General features: G+C 39.9%; 18 protein-coding genes. 15 read left to right on the forward strand and 3 right to left on the reverse strand.

The genetic code is table 11. The features are described 5' to 3' along the window. Window positions 1–200: 200 nt before the first annotated feature. The 10 genes from AN214_RS22845 to AN214_RS01605 all read left to right on the forward strand — a co-directional run bounded on the left by AN214_RS22845 (window position 201) and on the right by AN214_RS01605 (window position 11,762). Window positions 201–779, forward strand: coding sequence for a methylamine utilization protein (locus AN214_RS22845; protein WP_200911105.1), 579 nt, complete (start codon window positions 201–203; stop codon window positions 777–779). Further along, window positions 757–3,087, forward strand: coding sequence for an EAL domain-containing protein (locus AN214_RS01560; RefSeq protein ID WP_054978130.1), 2,331 nt, complete (start codon window positions 757–759; stop codon window positions 3,085–3,087). The genes AN214_RS22845 and AN214_RS01560 overlap by 23 nt, the downstream gene beginning before the upstream one ends. Beyond that, window positions 3,071–3,892 carry a DUF3034 family protein gene (locus AN214_RS01565; protein ID WP_054978131.1) on the forward strand — a complete coding sequence of 274 codons (822 nt, stop codon included), beginning with the start codon at window positions 3,071–3,073 and terminating at the stop codon, window positions 3,890–3,892. Before AN214_RS01560 ends, AN214_RS01565 begins: the two co-directional genes overlap by 17 nt. After that, a complete protein-coding gene (locus AN214_RS01570) occupies window positions 3,892–4,314 on the forward strand; it encodes a group 1 truncated hemoglobin (RefSeq protein ID WP_054978132.1) in 423 nt (140 codons plus the stop codon). Before AN214_RS01565 ends, AN214_RS01570 begins: the two co-directional genes overlap by 1 nt. Before the next feature lie 891 nt (window positions 4,315–5,205). After that, window positions 5,206–6,402 carry a DUF1611 domain-containing protein gene (locus AN214_RS01580; RefSeq protein WP_054978276.1) on the forward strand — a complete coding sequence of 399 codons (1,197 nt, stop codon included), beginning with the start codon at window positions 5,206–5,208 and terminating at the stop codon, window positions 6,400–6,402. Beyond that, window positions 6,399–7,457, forward strand: coding sequence for an alanine/ornithine racemase family PLP-dependent enzyme (locus AN214_RS01585; RefSeq protein ID WP_082428455.1), 1,059 nt, complete (start codon window positions 6,399–6,401; stop codon window positions 7,455–7,457). The genes AN214_RS01580 and AN214_RS01585 overlap by 4 nt, the downstream gene beginning before the upstream one ends. A gap of 37 nt (window positions 7,458–7,494) precedes the next feature. Continuing rightward, complete coding sequence (hflK, locus tag AN214_RS01590; protein ID WP_054978134.1) at window positions 7,495–8,550, forward strand: FtsH protease activity modulator HflK; 1,056 nt, start codon at window positions 7,495–7,497, stop codon at window positions 8,548–8,550. Next, a complete protein-coding gene (hflC, locus tag AN214_RS01595; RefSeq protein WP_054978135.1) occupies window positions 8,547–9,545 on the forward strand; it encodes a protease modulator HflC in 999 nt (332 codons plus the stop codon). Before hflK ends, hflC begins: the two co-directional genes overlap by 4 nt. Further along, complete coding sequence (gene nhaA / locus AN214_RS01600) at window positions 9,532–10,869, forward strand: Na+/H+ antiporter NhaA (RefSeq protein ID WP_054978136.1); 1,338 nt, start codon at window positions 9,532–9,534, stop codon at window positions 10,867–10,869. Before hflC ends, nhaA begins: the two co-directional genes overlap by 14 nt. A 326-nt stretch (window positions 10,870–11,195) precedes the next feature. Next, window positions 11,196–11,762 (forward strand): recombinase family protein, encoded by a 567-nt coding sequence (locus tag AN214_RS01605; protein WP_054978137.1) that lies wholly within the window; start codon window positions 11,196–11,198, stop codon window positions 11,760–11,762. Here AN214_RS01605 and AN214_RS23290 read toward each other — a convergent pair. Both AN214_RS23290 and AN214_RS01615 read right to left on the reverse strand, forming a co-directional pair. Beyond that, window positions 11,759–12,031 carry a viroplasmin family protein gene (locus AN214_RS23290; protein ID WP_054978138.1) on the reverse strand — a complete coding sequence of 91 codons (273 nt, stop codon included), beginning with the start codon at window positions 12,029–12,031 and terminating at the stop codon, window positions 11,759–11,761. The genes AN214_RS01605 and AN214_RS23290 overlap by 4 nt on opposite strands. Window positions 12,032–12,106: 75 nt before the next feature. Continuing rightward, the gene (locus AN214_RS01615) at window positions 12,107–12,622 is read right to left on the reverse strand and encodes a hypothetical protein (RefSeq protein WP_054978139.1); all 516 of its coding nucleotides are present in this window, start codon (window positions 12,620–12,622) and stop codon (window positions 12,107–12,109) included. Between the two features lie 250 nt (window positions 12,623–12,872). On the opposite strand from AN214_RS01615, the gene AN214_RS01620 reads away from it, so the two are divergent. After that, window positions 12,873–13,640 carry a hypothetical protein gene (locus AN214_RS01620; RefSeq protein WP_054978140.1) on the forward strand — a complete coding sequence of 256 codons (768 nt, stop codon included), beginning with the start codon at window positions 12,873–12,875 and terminating at the stop codon, window positions 13,638–13,640. A 57-nt stretch (window positions 13,641–13,697) separates the two neighbouring features. Here AN214_RS01620 and AN214_RS01625 read toward each other — a convergent pair whose 3' ends face one another. After that, window positions 13,698–14,882, reverse strand: a complete 1,185-nt coding sequence (locus AN214_RS01625) for a hypothetical protein (RefSeq protein ID WP_152960693.1) — start codon at window positions 14,880–14,882, stop codon at window positions 13,698–13,700. 189 nt (window positions 14,883–15,071) lie between these two features. Here AN214_RS01625 and AN214_RS22635 point away from each other — a divergent pair, with 189 nt between their 5' ends. The 4 genes from AN214_RS22635 (at window position 15,072) to AN214_RS01640 (ending at window position 18,544) form a co-directional block, all read left to right on the forward strand. Further along, window positions 15,072–15,239 carry a hypothetical protein gene (locus AN214_RS22635; protein WP_161805649.1) on the forward strand — a complete coding sequence of 56 codons (168 nt, stop codon included), beginning with the start codon at window positions 15,072–15,074 and terminating at the stop codon, window positions 15,237–15,239. Between the two features lie 100 nt (window positions 15,240–15,339). Further along, complete coding sequence (locus AN214_RS01630; RefSeq protein ID WP_054978142.1) at window positions 15,340–15,909, forward strand: hypothetical protein; 570 nt, start codon at window positions 15,340–15,342, stop codon at window positions 15,907–15,909. Between the two features lie 138 nt (window positions 15,910–16,047). Then, window positions 16,048–18,084: an ATP-binding protein gene (locus tag AN214_RS01635; RefSeq protein WP_054978143.1), complete on the forward strand. Its 2,037-nt coding sequence runs from the start codon at window positions 16,048–16,050 to the stop codon at window positions 18,082–18,084. 22 nt (window positions 18,085–18,106) lie between these two features. Beyond that, window positions 18,107–18,544 (forward strand): DUF6641 family protein, encoded by a 438-nt coding sequence (locus tag AN214_RS01640; RefSeq protein WP_054978144.1) that lies wholly within the window; start codon window positions 18,107–18,109, stop codon window positions 18,542–18,544. Window positions 18,545–18,628: the final 84 nt, after the last annotated feature.

The raw sequence follows: 18,628 nt of genomic DNA on the forward strand, positions 1-18,628 counted from the left end.
TATTCTGATTTAAATATCAAATATAACTAACAGTCTAAAATTATTAGTTTTTAACCCATAAATTGGACGACATTCCTCAAGCTAGCTAGTATTATTAATACGTGACCTTTTAAGAGATTATTCACTTGCCTCCCCTTCTAAAACTTAAATTTTTTGTCTGTGCTCTATTTGCTTCAATTCAAGCGCATGCTGCTATTTCGGTGCTCGTAACAGATCAAAACAAACAGGCACTAGAGCATGCCATTATCGAAATCGCCGCTTCTGATACTGCTAAGCAAAAAACAGCGAAAGAGACATTAGTGATGGATCAAATAAACAAAGCTTTCGAGCCGCATGTACTTGCCGCCCCCATTAATAGCTATGTTAGCTTTCCTAATAGCGATGATATTCGCCATCATGTTTATTCTTTTTCTAAAGCAAAGCCGTTTGAATTAAAGCTGTATGCAGGTCAACCAAAGTCACCCATCATATTTGAAAATACTGGTGTTGTGGTCCTGGGATGTAATATTCATGATTCAATGGTGGGTTACATATATGTACACAATAATAATCACGTGTATATGTCGAACGAAAAAGGTGAAACAACTATCGCTTTAGCACCATCTGAAATAAAAAGAGCGTGGCTTTGGCACCCGAGAAATGCAAAGGGCGTAAGCCATAAACAAGCAATTGATCTTGCTAAACTTAAACAAGCAAAAGGCGTTGTAGAATTAGCGTTAACAGTTTCACCTGAAAAGGCTACGGGCAGTTTTGAAGATGTTTTTAAAACAACTAACTAAACTTAGCCTACGTGCGCAAATTACATGGCTTGCTGCCAACCTGATTATAATGACAACTCTGTTGTTAACGATTAATTATTGGTTAACCACTGCAAGCTATGTTGAGCAACAATTACAACAACAAATGTATTTTGCCCAGAATGTACTTAAGCAAAATCTTAAACAACAAGAGCAAGTGCTCGTTACATCCGCCAACGTACTTACCGCTGATTTTGGCTTTAAGCAGGCAGTCGCCACACAAGACACCAAAACACTGCAAAGTGCGCTACTTAACCATGGCCAGCGTATCAAAGCTGATCTTATGGTGTTAATTGACCTTAATGGTGAATTTATTGCGAGTAACAATAACTCATACTCTTCAGAGCAACTTCGTAATCACCTTAATGCACTTCCACTGAAAGCCGTTAATGCACAAATGTTAGTCATTAACGACAGTATTTATCAAATTATACTCGCTCCGGTCAAAGCACCGCGCACTATTGCTTATGCGATAATTGGTTTTCGTATTGATCAGAATACCTTATCGCAATTACGTGAACTGTTATCGTTAGATATCACGTTCCTAGCCAATCAACACATTGTTCAATCAAGCTTATCAAAAGACGTGCTCGCAAATGAAAATGTACTTGGCGAAAACTTAACAGGTATTCGCCTATTGTTATCATCAGCGTCTTTTTATCATCAACCAATTGAGATTACTGCGACTAACAATATTTCCGCCGTGTTATCAGCCTCACTTGATACCCTGCATAGCGATATCAAACGACTTATTGTCGCCACCATACTCGCTATTTTATTTGTATTGTTTATTGCCATTAGCCTGTCGCGCATCTTATCGAAGCGCATTACACAGCCGCTTAATAAATTGATGGATGTCACACAAAACATCAGTGATGGTAACTTTTTAGTACCTAAGCTCGAGAATCACTTTCCAAGAGAACTTGAAAAGCTGTATGGCGGTTTTACCTTGATGAGCAGTGCCATTAAGCAGCGGGAAGAAAAAATTACCTACCAGGCTGAGCGAGATTTACTCACCGGCTTATACAACCGCTACAAAATAATAAACGACGTTAACGTATTGCTTCAGTTGAAAATACACATCGCATTAATAAACCTAAATATTAAAGGTTTTAAGGCACTTAACGATACGATTGGCATTACTAATGGTGACACAATTTTAAAAGAGATTGCCACTAGGCTAGATAATTTTCATAAACAACGCCAAACACCCAAGCACTGCTTGCTGTCACGCCCTAACGCTGATGAGTTTATTGTTGCCATTACCATTTCAGAAGAGCAGCAAATCAATGGGTTTATTTCTCAACTACGTAACGAGTTAGAACGTCCTTTTTATCTTGAGGGCATCGATTTATCACTGCAAATTTATTACGGCATCGCCAACTCAATTGAGCACGGTAATGATGGTGAAAAGTTAATTCGCCGCGCCTCAATGGCGGCTGCAAACGCAGTAAAAAGTAACAACACCTTACAATTTTATCAAAGTGGTGACGACGAAGCTTACCTATATAAGTTGAATTTAATTGAAGAGTTAAAGCTTGCGCTAGAGCAAGATAGCGGAAATTTATTTTTAACCTATCAACCTAAGCTTAATTTAAAGACCAAACAAGTAGATAAAGCCGAAGCGCTTATTCGCTGGATCAATAAAAACAATGAATTTGTAAACCCCGAATTGTTTATTGCCCTTGCCGAGCAATCGGGCCTTATTGTGACATTGACGCAATGGGTTATTCGCCAAGCGGCAAAGCAAATACACGCCTGGAACCAACTAGGACTTCACTTCAACGTGTCAGTTAACCTTTCTGCGCAAGATATTCAACATGAGCAATTTGTACATTTTTTATTAGAAACAATTGCACATTACTCAGTTGACGCTTCGAGTATTATTTTAGAGCTCACCGAACGTGATATTGCCGACAATGAAGCATTAGTGATTGCTAAGTTAACCCATTTAAAATCACTCGGTTTTGAAATATCAGTCGATGACTACGGCATTGGGCAATCATCTCTTGCTAAGCTAAAAAACTTACCCGTTGATGAACTAAAAATAGATAAGTGCTTTATTCTTAAATTAAATGAATCTTCACAAGATCAAGACATTGTGGAGTCAACCATTAACCTAGGTCATAAACTAGGGTTGCGCGTTGTTGCAGAAGGTGTAGAAAACAAAGAAAGTCTGGATTTATTAAACCAATTTAACTGCGATTATATTCAAGGTTACTACTTGGCTAAACCGCAAAAAGCGCAGCAGCTCAACGAATGGTACGCACACTATGTCAAAAATCATTAGCATTGTTTTTATACTTATTACCACTCACTGTTATGCCAACGGTAAATTGCTTGCAACGCCCGGTGTATCTCAAATTGAAGGCTCTGCAGGTGGCGGCCTAGTACCATGGGCGCAACTCGCAGGCTACGCAAGCGAAGATGAAATGTCGATTTCAGGATATTGCACACAGGCAAATGTCGATGATTTTGAATTGAGTACTTGTGGCGTACAAGGTAACTTGTATGACCGCGTAGAACTTTCGTATGCGGCGCAGCGCTTTGATGTTCTACCGCTTTCAACAACACTTGAGCAATCGATTTATGGCGCTAAAATAAAACTCTACGGCGACCTTGTTTACAGTCGCTACCCACAGATTTCGTTTGGTATACAACACAAACAACTCGACACAGCTGACATTGCCTTCGCCCTTGGTGCAAAAGATGATTCAGGTACCGATTTTTACCTTGCTGCCAGTAAACTGCATCTAGGTGCTGTAGCTGGCTACAACCTATTGTGGAATGCAACAATCAGACACACCACCGCCAATGAAATGGGATTGCTTGGCTTTGGTGGATCACAACAAGACCATCGACTTCAATTAGAGGCATCCGTTGCTATCTTACTCAATAAACATCTTGCCATTGGTACTGAATATCGGCAAAAACCAAATAATTTGGGGTTAAAAGAAGACGATTGGCATGATGTGTTTATCGCATGGTTTCCAAACAAACATGTCAGCGTTACCGCTGCTTACATCAATTTGGGCACAATTGCAGGTATCGAAAAGCAACGTGGCTGGTATCTTTCTCTCACGGGGTATTATTAATGACTAAGTTCTTAACTCTTTTCCTTACTGCTGTTTTGCTAACAGCGTGCGCTTCCCATAACGCCAATCAAACGCTCTATGCTCAATTAAAGGGTGAGCAAGGATTAGAAAACATTGTTGATAGTTTTATTAAACACATCGCCAGTGACGAGCAAGTATTTCATTACTTTGCCAAAGCCAGCGTAAGTCACTTCCGCGCTGGATTCATTACGCATTTATGCGATGCCACAGGCGGCCCTTGCGAATATAAAGGCGATAACATGGTCGACATTCACACTGGTATGAATATCAATGAAGCCGACTTTAACCGCATTGTCGAGCTACTGATAAAAGCAATGGAAGACAACAATGTAAGTTACCCGCTCCAAAATCAAGTACTTGCAAAACTCGCACCACACCGCGCTGAAATTATTAAGCGTTAGTGATTGATTCAAATAACTCCACTTACAAAAAAGCCCAAGCTAAAACGCTCGGGCTTTTCCATTAATTTGTTGAGTCAGCCATAAGTTAACTGAATCGTCCAATGACAATCTGGATAGACTAAAAACAATGTGGTTTCAGATGGTTGGGAATTTTTTGGTGTGTACCAAACCATGTACCTTTGGTACACGGATTTATATGAAGATGTTTGGAATTTTAGCAAACCGCTTGAAAGATCAAGCGGTTACTAAAATTTCTGAGCTAGCCGGTAAGACAACTGTGTGGAATTGTAACTATCTGATTTTGTTTAAGTCTCGAAATATGAAAATTGAAAATTAGTGTAGCCGTGTACGATTTGAGTCTGTGACGATTCTGAAATATGGGATTTTTAAGAGCTAATTGAAAGAGCAAGTAGCTCCAAAAGCTACTGAGTCCTATATGGAAGATAGTCTTCAAACAGATATGGTGCATAGATTTTGTTTAACACTTGAAACACTAACCGTTATATATACTTTAAACCTGAACCATAAAACCTAATACCTATGATCTCAATCAACTAACAAATACAGGCTAAAACGACACATTTTGTGCCGTTCAAACCTTAGCAACACAGATAGTGTATATTTAGAGCATGTCTAAATGTGTACAATCGGTTCACTGTGCACTAACCCACTCAAACAAATAATTCGAATTATTACTTTTAATTCATAAGATTAAATTTTAAATAAAATTATTTGTAATTAAATTTGATTTTTAGCTATCTTCTGTTCAAAAAATAGACTACCTTAGATATCCCCCAACTAACTTAGTGGGGACCGCTTGTACCTCTCCCGAACTAGCACCTCGGCATGCACAAATTGCCCCCTAAGTATGTACTTACTAGAGGTGTTATCATGATTAAAAAGTTACTCAAAACGGAAGAGGCTTCTTCGCAACGCTTTCTTGGTTATAGTAATGAACCAAATCAAAGTAAAAGCATTCAACCTAATTCTTTCTTAGATCTCGATGTTGTGCCTACCGCAATTGTTTTTTGTGAAGCTAATTTTACTAAAAATGATGGTAAAACAGCCAATGGGCTAATTCGTCACTCATCTAATTTCAAAATACTCTCAGTCATCGATAGCAAAATGGCTGGCTTAGACTCAGGGTATGTTTTAGATGATAAAAGAAATGGGATCCCTATTTACTCAAGCCTTGACGAAGCAGTTGCAATGGCAGATGAATATCCAAACTTTTTCATATACGGTTTAGCCCATTCCGATGGGTTATTGCCAAAACTAGCCCGTCAAGTGATGTTAGAAGCAATGTCACTAGGAATGAATATTATTAATGGTTTACATCAATATCTAAATGATGACCCAGAGTTTATCGCAGCTTGCAACGAATATGGCGTGTCAATATATGACATCCGAAGGCCAATAAATAAAAATAATTTACAAATTTACCAAGACATCATTCGCGAGGTTTCATGTCCTCGCGTTGTTGTTATGGGCACAGATTGCGCTATAGGGAAACGCACTACGGCAATCAAACTAAGCAATGCACTTACAGAGTATGGATTGAAGACCGTTTTGATTGCAACAGGCCAAACGGGGGTAATCCAAGGAGCACCTTATGGCTTAGTGATGGACTCTATACCATCACAATTTTGCCCAGGCGAGCTCGAAGCAGTCATTCACCGAGCTTATTATGTCGAAAAGCCCGATATCATCATTATTGAAGGCCAAGGGGCTTTGAGTCACCCTGCATTTTCAACAAGTGCGATGATTTTAAGAGGAAGTGCACCTCATGCTGTGGTACTGCAACATGCACCACATAGAAAGGATCGTGTAGATTTTGATAATATGCCAATGCCAAAACTTTCTTATGAAATAGATCTTATTGAACGATTTGCCCAAATAAAGGTTATTGGTATATGTATAAACCATGAAGATATGGATGAAACTGAGGTAGAAGAATACATTTATCGGTATTCTAAAGATTTTTCAGTACCCGTTACCGATGCTTTAAGTCGCTCAAGTATGTTTTTGGTCCATATGATTCTCATCGCATTTCCGCATCTCAAAATCAAAGTGTCTTCACTGCAATGAGTAATCCTCGATTGCAAATTAACTGTAGCAAAATAGCAGAGAATTCTGCTCTGCTAATGCAGATACTAAAACCATTGTCTATTGACATTGTCCCTGTAACCAAGGTCTTTATGGGTCACCCAGTTATTGCGCGCATACTCATTGATGCAGGAGCAACTCAATTAGCCGACTCACGTATTGAAAATATCGAAAGGATGCGAAGTGCTGGCATAAATGTCCCCATAATGTTGATTAGAACCCCTATGTTGAGTCAAGTTGAACGGGTAGTTATGAACTGTAATATAAGCCTCAATACTGAACTTTCGGTAATAAGGGCACTTTCCTCAACTGCAAAAAAATTAGGGGTATTCCATGAAGTAATAATCATGGTAGAGCTTGGTGACTTAAGAGAAGGCGTAATGCCTTATGACCTATTGCATGTAATCAAAGAGGCACGTTTATTGTCTAATATTGGCTTGAAAGGTATTGGGGCTAACTTAACGTGCCGCTATGGCATTGCACCCGACTCTCACAATATGTCGCTTTTGGCCAAGTTAGTGACAGAGATAGAGACACATTTTCAGCTAAAACTTGAAGTTATTTCTGCTGGCAACTCAGCTAATTTATTGTGGGCATTTAGCTCACAAAACATAAATAACTTTAATCAATTACGACTAGGTGAGGCAATTTATTTTGGCATAGAGGCGCTTGAAAAACGTCACATCAAAGGCGCACATACTAATACGGTTAAGTTAATAGCTGAAGTCATCGAATCCAACCGGAAACCATCCATGCCTTGGGGTAAACGCCATCACAATGCTTTTGGTGAACAACAGGAAATAACAAATAAAGGCGATATAAATCAAGTTTTAATTGCTTTAGGAAGGCAAGATGTCGACCCCGAAGGCTTAATCCCTCCTGTGGGGTTATCTATTGTATCTAGTTGCAGTGATCATCTTGTCTTAGAAAGTACAGGTGTACCTTTAAAAATAGGGCAAGAAATTGAATTTAACATTGATTACGTGGGATTACTGTCAGCAATGACCTCACCTTATGTTCAAAAGCAATTCATCTAACACAGCGGAACCATTTTAACTTTGGAGAAATTCACTAATGAAGCAGTTATCAAATACAGGAAATCCATGGGGAGGTGGAAATAACTCACCTCCAAATCCAAAAGATATATTTAACGCATATTCTCAATACAAGAAATATCTACCTGGTCGAAGTCCATTTAATTTTTTAATCATAGTAATTATGGTGAGCATCATATTAATTATATGGAGCTCAATTTATACAGTTCCTAGTGATTCTGTTGCTGTAATTCAGCGATTTGGAAAATTCTCACACACAGAGCAACCGGGGCTACACTTTAAGCTGCCTTTAAACATTGATAAGTCAACAATCGTCGCAGTAAAGCGACAACTTAAACAAGAGTTCGGATTTTCGACTTTTAAAGAAGATGCTCGCGGCCAATTGTCACGACAATCTTTAGACTTAAAAGAAACTCAAATGGTTACAGGTGACTTAAACGCTGCGCTTGTTGAATGGGTGGTTCAATACCGAATAGATGAACCTACAAAGTTTCTTTTTGAAGTAAGAGAGCCCTCAGAAACATTAAGGTATGTCTCTGAATCTGTGATGCGTGAAGTGGTCGGCGATAGAACAGTTGATGAAGTGATAACAATCGGTAGACAAGAAATTGAATCAGAAGCATTAAGTAAAATGCAGGCTCTATCAACAAAGTATGCAATGGGTATTAGAATAGACCAAGTTCAACTGAAAAACATCAACCCGCCTGAACCTGTACAAGCCTCATTCAATGAAGTAAATCAAGCTCAGCAAGAGAAAGAAAAACTAATTAATGAAGCTCGCCGAGATTATAACAAAGTAATACCGCTCGCTTTGGGGGAAAAAGACCAAAGAATAAGAGAAGCGGATGGTTATAGATTAAAACGCATCAATGAAGCTAAAGGAGATGCCGCTCGCTTTAATGCGCTCTACATTGAATATTTAAAGGCACCAGAAGTTACAGTAAAAAGGATACACCTAGAAACCATGGAGCAAGTGCTCCCTAATATCCGTTCAAAGGTGATAATCGAAGACACTGAAAACAGCATTTTGCCATTATTCCATTTTGGAAAGTCAAAACTAGGAGAGCCACAGTGAAGAATCTTCTCACATTTTCAACGGTTTTTATCGCAGTGGTTGTATCTATCTTTGCCAGTAATAGCTTATACACGGTCAGTGAAGTTGAACAAGTTATTATCACTCAGTTTGGTAAACCGATTGGTGAACCAATAACCCATGCAGGCCTCAAAATAAAAATTCCGTTTGTCCAACAGATCAATGTAATGGATAAGCGAGTTTTAGAGTGGAATGGCAGACCTTCTGACATGCCCACAAAAGATAAGCTCTACATATCAGTCGACTTATTTGCAAGATGGAGAATTGTCGACCCCTTACAATACTTTCTGAGATTAAAAGATGAGCACAGTGCCCAATCAAGGTTAGATGATATTCTGGGCAGTGAAACCCGCAATGCAGTTGCCAAGCATGAACTTATCGAAATTATCAGAACTAACAGAAACCGCTTAGCATTAAGAGAAGGATTATTAAGTACCTTTGAGGAAGAGCTAAAAATAGGCACTTTAGTGCCAATCAAAAAAGGTCGAAAATTTGTTGAGCAAGAAATCTTTTCTTCTGCGTCTCAGAAGGTTGCCGTATTTGGTATTGAACTATTAGATATCCGGTTCAAAAGAATTAACTATAATGCAAGTGTTCGGCCAAAAATCTATGAACGCATGATAAGTGAAAGAAGGCAAATAGCTGAACGCTTCTTATCAGAAGGTAATGGCGAAGCTGCCAGAATTCGTGGAGACAGAGTCAGAGATCTAAATAAAATTCAGTCAGAAGCTTATCAGCAAGTGGAAGAGATTAGAGGACAAGCCGATGCTTTAGCTGCCCAAATCTATGCTAAAGCCTACAATCAAACACCTGAAGCAGTGGCATTCTATGAATTTACACACACCATGACAACGTATTCATCCATCATGACAGAGGATACAACACTTATCCTTTCATCAAAAAATGAACTTTTTAAGTTTCTGGGTAAAACAAGACTAAGTAACTCAATAAATACGCTGCAAAATGCGAAGGACTAAAGGCGCGCTAAATCAGATTGAGCAAACTCAATACAATGAACTACCAAAAAAGCATATAGATTGGTTTGTAAAGCCAATTACTCGATTTATACAAATTGAAACAGCGTCAGGCGGCATCTTACTACTTGCGACACTCATCGCATTACTATTCGCGAACTCTAGTTTAAGCGGTGTCTATTTTCAATTTTGGGCAACTCCTGTTGGAGTCAGCTTTGGTGATATTCAGCTTAACCGTTCTATACATCAATGGATAAACGATGGTGCCATGACCATTTTTTTCTTTTTAGTCGCTTTAGAGCTAAAAAGAGAACTTATTTTAGGTGAACTAAGAAGTCCCAAATTAGCTATGCTCTCAATTTCTGCCGCCATAGGCGGTATGATCGTACCTGTATTTATTTTTGTATTGTTACAATTTGATGTCCCTACCTTTAATGGTTGGGGGGTGGTCATGTCGACCGATACAGCGTTTGTTTTAGGGTGTTTAGCATTACTTGGTAAAAGTATTCCAAAAGCATTAAGGGTTTTTATGTTGTCCCTTGCTGTCGTCGATGACATTGGTGCTATTTTAGTTGTAGCTATTAGCTATAGCAGCACAATTGATTGGATGTATATAGGCTTTGCTACGATTGGCTTAGTCACGGTAAAAACAATGGGATTTGTTGGCATTAGAAGCTTTATATTCTACTCAATGGTTGGTGGTTTAATTTGGTTAGCTATCGATTCGTCAGGTTTTCACCCAACTATAACAGGTGTAATCCTAGGACTTATGACTCCAACCGTGAAATGGGTGGACAATGAAAGGCTGTATAACATTGTAGCATGTATAACATCATATCCTTTATCACAACTTAACGACACTAACATACCTTACAAACAAGCCTTGAAAACCGCGGAATCAGCAGCAAGAGAAGCTCTTTCCCCTGTTGAACGACTAGAGAATATTCTGCACCCATGGGTTGGTTTTGCAATTATGCCGCTTTTTGCATTATCAAATGCAGGAATTATCATAAAAGAAGCTAATATTTTTGATTTTCTAGCAATCACTATATTCATAAGCTTCGTAATTGGTAAACCTCTTGGCATAATTTTATTTAGTTGGTTTGCTGTTAAAACACGCATTGCAACCTTACCTGAAAGCTTAAATTGGCACATGATATTTGGTGGGAGTTTACTAGCAGGGATAGGTTTTACTATGGCATTGTTTATAACCGATTTAGCATTGCAAGCAACCTACGTAACAACTGCAAAATTCGCCATAATTATTGCATCACTCACATCAGCTTCCATTGGTTGCTTATTTTTAAAGTGTAGGACACGGTTGTGAGGAGCAAAAAAGTGATGTTATTTTCACAGTTAGGCTGTCTTTCCAGTTCTTATAAACAATGATATTAGTGCTTCTGAGATGAACCTAAAATCACCTGATATTCCTATGTCGCATGAAAAAAGATTCGGATCGTTTTAAGTAAATTCGTACTTTCAGGTTCAAAAATGGGTAGTAAAGTATTGCTGGTTAGATCATCAGTGTTCATTTTAAGTACACTCAAAATAGACGTTCAGTTTCTCGCCTAAGACCGTCTATTTTAAGCCCTGTTGGAATCTATAGTAGCCAGATACCATCAACGTCATAGACTTAAAACAGGCACTTCTACTATGACTAAACAAATCGGATACATTCGCGTTAGCTCAGTTGAGCAAAATACAGCTCGCCAATTAATCGACATCAAGCTTGATAAGACCTTCGTTGACAAGTGCAGCGGTAAAGATACTAACAGGCCAGCCCTCAAGCAGTTGATCGAATATGCTCGTGAAGGTGACGTAATCCACTGCCATGACATAAGCCGTATGGCACGTAATACCGAAGACCTTCTTCGGTTAGTTCGCCTATTCACCGAGCAAGGTATTAGTTTGAAGTTCTACAAGGAACACCTTGATTTTGCAGGCATCAATAACCCAACTCAAGAATTGATGCTGACACTATTGGGCGCAATCTACCAATTCGAGCGGTCTATGATACTTGAGCGCCAGCGTGAAGGCATAGCTATTGCTAAAGCGAACGGTAAGTACAAAGGCAAAGGTATTAACAAGGAACTACATGAGCGAATCAGGCTGATGTACTCTGAAGGCTTGAACAAGATGCAGATAGCAAAAGCCCTAGGGTGTGCTAGGGCAACGGTTTACAAAGCGTTAGCTGGAAATCAGGAAGTAAATTGCAGCTAATCTTTACGCCTGTATGGGACATTATATGACCACTCATAATCGGAAGATTTTTCTCCCTTAACATCCCTAATTTCACAGTACTTGTTGAAAGCGTCTTTTGCAATTTTATATGATTTATACTTATTGATTTTTGGGCATCTGTAGCCTTCGATACTTTTTTGTGCTTCCAAGTAAGAACAATAGATGCCAGGTTGAAACCCCCTAAAAACGACAAACCACTCTCTGTTATTTAACTTCCTACGACGAGTAGGAACAACAATTAGACTCATTATTCTCTCCTAAAATCTAAGTCAGATATTTTGATATGGTTATTTGAAGTAATACGTATACCTCGATTTTGGACCTTAGTTTTCGAATGAGACTTCTGAATACAGACAGTCTCCATTTCGGATCTCAACTTCAAAATTAAAGCCACTTGAGTAATATTCACTGGTTGTCACCCCATCATCAAAAGCAGAAAATAATGAAATCAATAAGCAGTTGAGGTTGGAATAAAAGAGCTGACCTTCTTCATTAAAATCAGTTTGATATTCGAAAGCCACTATAGAGCCCCTATCGCCACCGCTATAAACTAAATCATGTGGAATTACTTCAATGCTTTTAATTACTCTGAAATATTCTGAAGAGCTGTCCAAAACTCCACTATAGAAGAGTCTGTTAACGTTAAACCGTGATGATCTACTTAGTTTAGGTAGTTTCATCACAGCCCAGCTAAGAAAACTCATAATGTCTCTTGAGTCTGTGATGATTGACTTCTCGCGTTTACTGAAAAGTTTATGCCATCGCTCTCTATATTGTATCGTTGATTGCTCAGTACAAACTGGATTTACAGATTCAATTCGAATAACTAGCTCATTCATTTATCTTCCTCTTTTTAAGACTTATTTAAGATGGTTGATACTTTACCAAAGCTTTAACGCAGTTATTTTCAGTGTACTTACCGTCAATCATGCTCCCAACAGCGTATAGAGCAACTTGTACTATGTTTCTCTATGGCAGGGTGCTATATTTACAATTAAAAAGGAGAAACAAAAAATATTTAACAATATAAATCAATAGGATAAATGGCAATTTTCTGTTTTTATTTAAAAATACAAGGATATAGCTGATATGGGTACTTGGAGAGAGATCAAATCTCATGGATTTACCTGTTTTGATACCGATGAGCTTTGCTTATTCGAACGCAATCAAACCGAATACCAGCTCAGGTGGCGTGATAAACGCAGAAATATCCTATCACCAGAGCTGATGAGGGAGTTCTGTGCTTACCTAAAAAAACATAAACACAAATGTTTAGATGAACTTAAGATTGCCGAAAATTTCATTAGAACGGCTCAAAAAGTACTGAAAGACACAAAGGAAGGGCTAGTAGGTGATGATAAATATTTTAAGAAATGGACTAAGTGTTATTTCTTAGCAAAAGACATGACCGTAAACTGGCGGAAGTTCAAACTATGGCGAAATGCGAAGGCATATAAACGCAAGAGCTCAGAAGGAACTAAGAAGCGCCTGAATAAAAAAACAATTTCATTTACCACTTATCAAATAATTATTGACCCCAACATCAAACAGTCAGTAGCAATACTCTTGGATGGCAGGTATAACGCCTTTGATTTTGACTTTATCGAAGACTTTTATCTTTACTTGAAAGAAAAATGCAGACAAACGCCAGAATCCTTGATTAATAACATCACCAACATAAAAAGAGAGTACATTAGCCGCATTGAGAGAGAGAAACATAACCAGCAACGACATATCGACTTATGGGAGCAGCTAGTACCACAATTAACGCAAAACAAAGAAGTTCTTGCTCGGTTTCTCAACTGGCGCAATAAAACAGCTTCGATAAAATGGCTTCAGACCAAGAGAGCAAGCTAATTGTGTACAACTAATTGACACAATATCTTCTTTTTCAAACCTGCTCCCTAAAGGCACCTACAGTTCAACCGAAGATGGATCTCGGATAGTCCAATACAGTTTATCAATCACTTTAAAGAAGCACCGCTCGATTGCGTCACTGTCCACAGCAATTTTATTACTGTCTAGTGTTAAAGCCTTGTCCAACTGCCTCCTTTCTCTGGTTCCTAGATGCTCCCATACACCATCTAGTTTGTACCTTGCCACTTTTACTGCTAACTCATCAGGCAAGTGCTGATATAGCCTCGGAGAAAAGCACTCTAATCGACCAAGGTTCGTTTGTACGCCCTTCCCTTTATCACCCAGTCTAGCGTTCGAGTTGGGTATTAAAGCTGAAACTAATGTGCCACCTTTACCGTCTTTGCTAGATAGTAGCCTGCGCTCAATTTTAGAGATCGGACCTAATCGCTTCGCATACTTTAGCGTGATAGTACGATCGCCAATCAGCTTCAGTAGTGGGTCATACACTGCGTAGTGCGAAGAGCCCGCAATGTCGCCATGGTAAACTGTTTCTGTCAGAGCGTGAGATACATCTTCAGGCCAAATAGAATAGGTACTAGACATGTGATGAGGATCTCTAGTTAACAAAAATGGAACTGGTACACCGTATAACTTAAGTTCAAAGTCCAACCTTGTAACGTATGCACCACTCGTTGTCCCTCTCGCTCCCCGCTTACGATTAAACCTAACAGCCTTATCATACTCACCACTCGATTGCGCTTTAAGCCAACCTAAGAATATACGAAAGCTTCTGAGCCCTAGCTGGGATAGGCGTGTTGAAATTCTTGAAGACCGCCTGACTTCGTTTTGGCTGGTATCACTATCTTCTTCACTCTCCTTGTAAACAGGATCAAAATGAAACCGTATGTCCCCACCATTTTTAAATTTGAAGATACGCTGTCGCTTGTACAAGTGCTCAAGCTCACCACCAGAGTGGCTAGATACTTCGACTTCAACCTTAGACTTTAACAACTCAACATTACGTTGCATTCGTTTCCATGTTCGCTTACTCAGTTCAAGAGTCATGGCAAAGTCATCGATACTTGGCTCTGTGTGCTGCTCAGGATTTTGTAGAACTCGTGCAAGCGCATCATGACTAAAATTAGCAAATTCTTCATCTCGCACAAAACTCAGTAGCTTACTATTCCTAATATTTCTAAAGTGGCCATCAGCACCATAGAAGTTTGTATACCGTTTGGCCATTGGAGCCAATAGGTCGTATTGGTTATTTGGTAGTTTGGCTATGGGTATAAACAGGTACCTATACTTATTGTAATTGGATAGATGGTTAGGTTTCACAGTGCTATTAGAACCTTTCTTTGCTTTTTTCATAATGCATCCCCACGCGGGGGCCTCTAAACGATAGATTAACGCCAATTACGCTGCATTCGTATGCAGCGCGACTATTGTGAACAGCAAAAGTTTTTAATTTTCTCAGCTGTACACAAATTAGCGTTTACAGTTTTGGAAAAGCACCCATTTGAAGACGAGGCAACAAACCAACGTTACCATTTTTCAGAAAATCACAATCTGCACCAAGAAGGTTCTGCACCTAATTAGAACCTATTTAAAAATTCTGGAAAGATTTTTAGAAAAAATCTGGAAAGGAGCTAAAATAAAAATCTGGAAAGAACTTTATTTGATTGATAGGACTCTGTGGATGGCGAAAACAAACTTGGCAAAAAGTGAACGCGAGTGGATAGCACATCATGAACGTTTGACCCAGTTGCTTCCAAAAAAAGCGAGAGACGAAATAGCACCAATGATAGAAGTACTTCTTGCTACAGCTGATGGTACGCAAGAACGAAAACAGCAAATTGAAAAGTTAAATGAACTGAGGGAAGTGAGACCTTACAGTAAACACTGGACGAGTTGGACCAAGGCTATTCACAATTGTACTGCTGGAAAGTCTACTAAGATTGAGATTGGTCAGCACAATGCCACACTAATTGATAAGGTCAAAGTTGCTGCTAGCCTTGGCTCTCGTAAGGCTTCTATCGATTTCTTACTCGATTCGTTTAAACCAATTATTGAGCCACTGTTAAATAGCGGTGACATAGACCAACTGCCCGAACGCATTAACCTAATCGCGTATGATGACGAAGTGACGGAAGATAATATTACTCAACTACAAAGAGAAATAAAGCGACTAAACAAACTAGTGTCCCAGTTGCAAAAGGAAATCTCGAACTGCTCCGATCCTGTCCATGGGATTGATTTTGATGAATAGATTTAATCGCCTACACACGGCCAAGGCTCACCCTAAAACCGCTTAAGCCTACCTGATACCTTGGATTAAAAGAAACAGGGTATCAACTATGCTAATCATACACTTACAGCAATATTGCCTTCAGCTCATGGAGGCAGTATGACTCGAACATACAACAAACTACTGCCCGCAAATATGTATCAGTCCTACGCCACAGGCTATACATATCGGGCGATGACCTCAGGCTTTATCGATTCCACTGACTTAATGGCGGTCAAAAGCGCCACCATTAAAAGTATCTGTGGCACATCCTTTAAGTTCACAGGACAAAATGAAGACTTCGACAACCTAATCCACCACCTACACCAAAGGTTATCTGTTACCAAAGGCTGCGACCTAGGCCATAACTGCCGTGTGTTTGAACATGGTTTACAGCTACCAGCCAATAGCTGGAAAGTGATTAAACTGATGGTGGTGCTTAAGGTAAACGGTGGCCTTTATGAGTGGATACACTGCTGTCTGCCTTCGGACATTCATATCAACTCGATGTTTTCTCATATGGTTGGTATCACTGAAGAGGCGCTAATTAACATCAACCTCGCCTTGGTGGAAACTGGCCTTGTGCAGGGTTCACAATACCTTCAGCTAGACCAGTCGGGTATCCCTCATGCCTTGGTGGAAAAGTTAGTGGGTGAAAAGGTTACAAGTTATACCGAGCTAATTGAACCATTGGTACAAATACAGCCACCACCAACCTTAGGCTTGAATGACTTTAAACACCTTGAATTGGAGGACTTAATTGCCTTCCTTGATGTGGCATTAAATCACTCCATCCAAGGCTGTAACGTGCTTTTGTGGGGCGAGCCTGGCACGGGCAAAACTCAGTTAAGTCGCTTTTTGGCTGATACATTAGGCGCTTCACTTATCGCCATTAAAGCCTTTGGCGCTGATGTCCACCAGCGGGAGGTGGATTATGACCAAGAGAAGCTTAGCTCTAACCTTAGGCTTCAACACCACAATTTGGTACAGCGAATAGTTAGCCATGACGAGAAGTCTTTGCTTATGTTGGACGAGGCCGAGGATATTTTAGTCCAACAGGTGTTTAACCACCGCGCCTCAGGTGGCAAAGATAACCTACATGCCACACTAGAAGCCAACACCGTACCGTGTATTTGGGTGGTTAATTCGGTAGAAGACATTCCAGCCAGCGTCCTAAGGCGGTTCAATTTCGTTAAGCACATTTTCGTGCCAGACAACCGTGTAATGGAAGGCATTATCGCCAAAACCACCAAAGGCCTGAGGCTGAGTAAACCATTTAAGGCGCAGCTTGCCACCAAGGACAATGTTACCCCTGCCAATATCGCCAATGCCGCCTTCATATGTCATACCATAGGCCACCAAGGTAAACAGGCTGAGGCTTTGGTGGATAGCCTTATTACTGAAGTCCACCAAGCCTGTGGCTTTAAAACAAATACCGCCAGCTACAAACCGCAAATGGATTTCTCGCTCGATAACCTTAACATCAAAGGTGGCAGTAAAGCCTTGGCGGATATTGAACGCGCCATGAAAAAACATAGTGGTATACGCGCCCTATTCACGGGGCCAAGTGGCACGGGGAAGTCTGCGCTAGCCAACCACCTAGCCCAAATATCCAACCAAGAGCTAATCACCGTCCGTTGCAGTGATGTACTTGATAAGTATGTGGGTGGCTCAGAAAAGAACATCGCTAGCATTTTTGCCAATGCCACAGAGCAAGGAGCAGTCCTGTTTATTGATGAAGTGGATAGCCTGTTGGCCGATAGGTCGGGGGCTTCTCAAAACTTTGAAATACAACAGGTAAATGAGCTACTGACTCAAATCGACTGTTTCGAGTTCCCTCTGTTTGCAGCGACGAACTTTGATAAACATCTTGATCGCGCTGTAATGCGTCGCTTTGACTTTAAGTTAACTTTTGAGTGTCTTACATCAGAACAGCTAAAACGGCTCTTCAAAACAGCCTGTGGACGCTCTCAGATAACAGATTATCAGCTACAGCAGCTAGCAAATCTTAAAAACATCGCTGTCGGCGATTTTGCGATTATCAAACGCAGACAGCAATTTTCGACAACTAAGCTATCCGCCCAAGACTGCTTAGATATTCTCATTACTGAATCAAATCACAAGCAAATCACAAGGCCCATCGGCTTTGTAAAGTAACCACAACCAAAAGGTAAATACCATGACTAAATCAATATTGAGTTCACTCAAGGCGGTTGCACGCCCAGAGAAAAGCACCACACCAGAAGCCAAACGCCGTGACAAACTAATCAACCGCCTCCAAGTTCAATTGGAAATGGCAACAGCACTGGTTAACGGTGAATCCTTCACCTGTTACAAAGAAAAGTGGCAGAAGAACGAGGAAACAGGCCAGCAGGAAAAAGTTAAAATCGCAAAGAAAGTGAGCCCTTGGTTCTACACCAAAGGCGGCAAATATTACTTGGAGGTACGTTACGCTAATAAGCCATTGGAGTTGTCTAAAGGAAACCATGCTATTGAAGTTGGTGACAAAGAAAGCCTACCGATAGTGATCCAAACGGTGATTGATGCCACCGCCAATGGTGAACTGGATAAGGCAATTGAGATGGTCGCCAGCAAGCTACCAATCAACAGAGCCTAAACACCCTCCTTTTCAATTTACCAAGACCATTTCTCAGTCTTGGTAAATTGAAGCAATGCAAATAACAATAGAGGTATCAATCTA

The sequence above is a fragment of the Pseudoalteromonas sp. P1-9 genome (assembly GCF_001399975.1).
Classification (GTDB): Bacteria; Pseudomonadota; Gammaproteobacteria; order Enterobacterales; family Alteromonadaceae; genus Pseudoalteromonas.

Excerpts from the sequence above, each read along its gene's own strand:
- AN214_RS01570 (WP_054978132.1), top strand. The coding sequence starts at position 3,892 with ATGACTAAGTTCTTAACTCTTTTCCTTACTGCTGTTTTGCTAACAGCG.
- nhaA (WP_054978136.1), top strand. The coding sequence starts at position 9,532 with ATGCGAAGGACTAAAGGCGCGCTAAATCAGATTGAGCAAACTCAATAC.
- AN214_RS01630 (WP_054978142.1), top strand. The coding sequence starts at position 15,340 with ATGGCGAAAACAAACTTGGCAAAAAGTGAACGCGAGTGGATAGCACAT.
- AN214_RS22635 (WP_161805649.1), top strand. The coding sequence starts at position 15,072 with ATGCAGCGCGACTATTGTGAACAGCAAAAGTTTTTAATTTTCTCAGCT.
- AN214_RS01565 (WP_054978131.1), top strand. The coding sequence starts at position 3,071 with ATGTCAAAAATCATTAGCATTGTTTTTATACTTATTACCACTCACTGT.
- AN214_RS23290 (WP_054978138.1), bottom strand. The coding sequence starts at position 12,031 with ATGAGTCTAATTGTTGTTCCTACTCGTCGTAGGAAGTTAAATAACAGA.
- hflK (WP_054978134.1), top strand. The coding sequence starts at position 7,495 with ATGAAGCAGTTATCAAATACAGGAAATCCATGGGGAGGTGGAAATAAC.
- AN214_RS01620 (WP_054978140.1), top strand. The coding sequence starts at position 12,873 with ATGGGTACTTGGAGAGAGATCAAATCTCATGGATTTACCTGTTTTGAT.
- AN214_RS01635 (WP_054978143.1), top strand. The coding sequence starts at position 16,048 with ATGACTCGAACATACAACAAACTACTGCCCGCAAATATGTATCAGTCC.
- AN214_RS01580 (WP_054978276.1), top strand. The coding sequence starts at position 5,206 with ATGATTAAAAAGTTACTCAAAACGGAAGAGGCTTCTTCGCAACGCTTT.
- AN214_RS01560 (WP_054978130.1), top strand. The coding sequence starts at position 757 with ATGTTTTTAAAACAACTAACTAAACTTAGCCTACGTGCGCAAATTACA.
- AN214_RS01605 (WP_054978137.1), top strand. The coding sequence starts at position 11,196 with ATGACTAAACAAATCGGATACATTCGCGTTAGCTCAGTTGAGCAAAAT.
- AN214_RS01585 (WP_082428455.1), top strand. The coding sequence starts at position 6,399 with ATGAGTAATCCTCGATTGCAAATTAACTGTAGCAAAATAGCAGAGAAT.
- AN214_RS01640 (WP_054978144.1), top strand. The coding sequence starts at position 18,107 with ATGACTAAATCAATATTGAGTTCACTCAAGGCGGTTGCACGCCCAGAG.
- AN214_RS01615 (WP_054978139.1), bottom strand. The coding sequence starts at position 12,622 with ATGAATGAGCTAGTTATTCGAATTGAATCTGTAAATCCAGTTTGTACT.
- AN214_RS01625 (WP_152960693.1), bottom strand. The coding sequence starts at position 14,882 with ATGGCCAAACGGTATACAAACTTCTATGGTGCTGATGGCCACTTTAGA.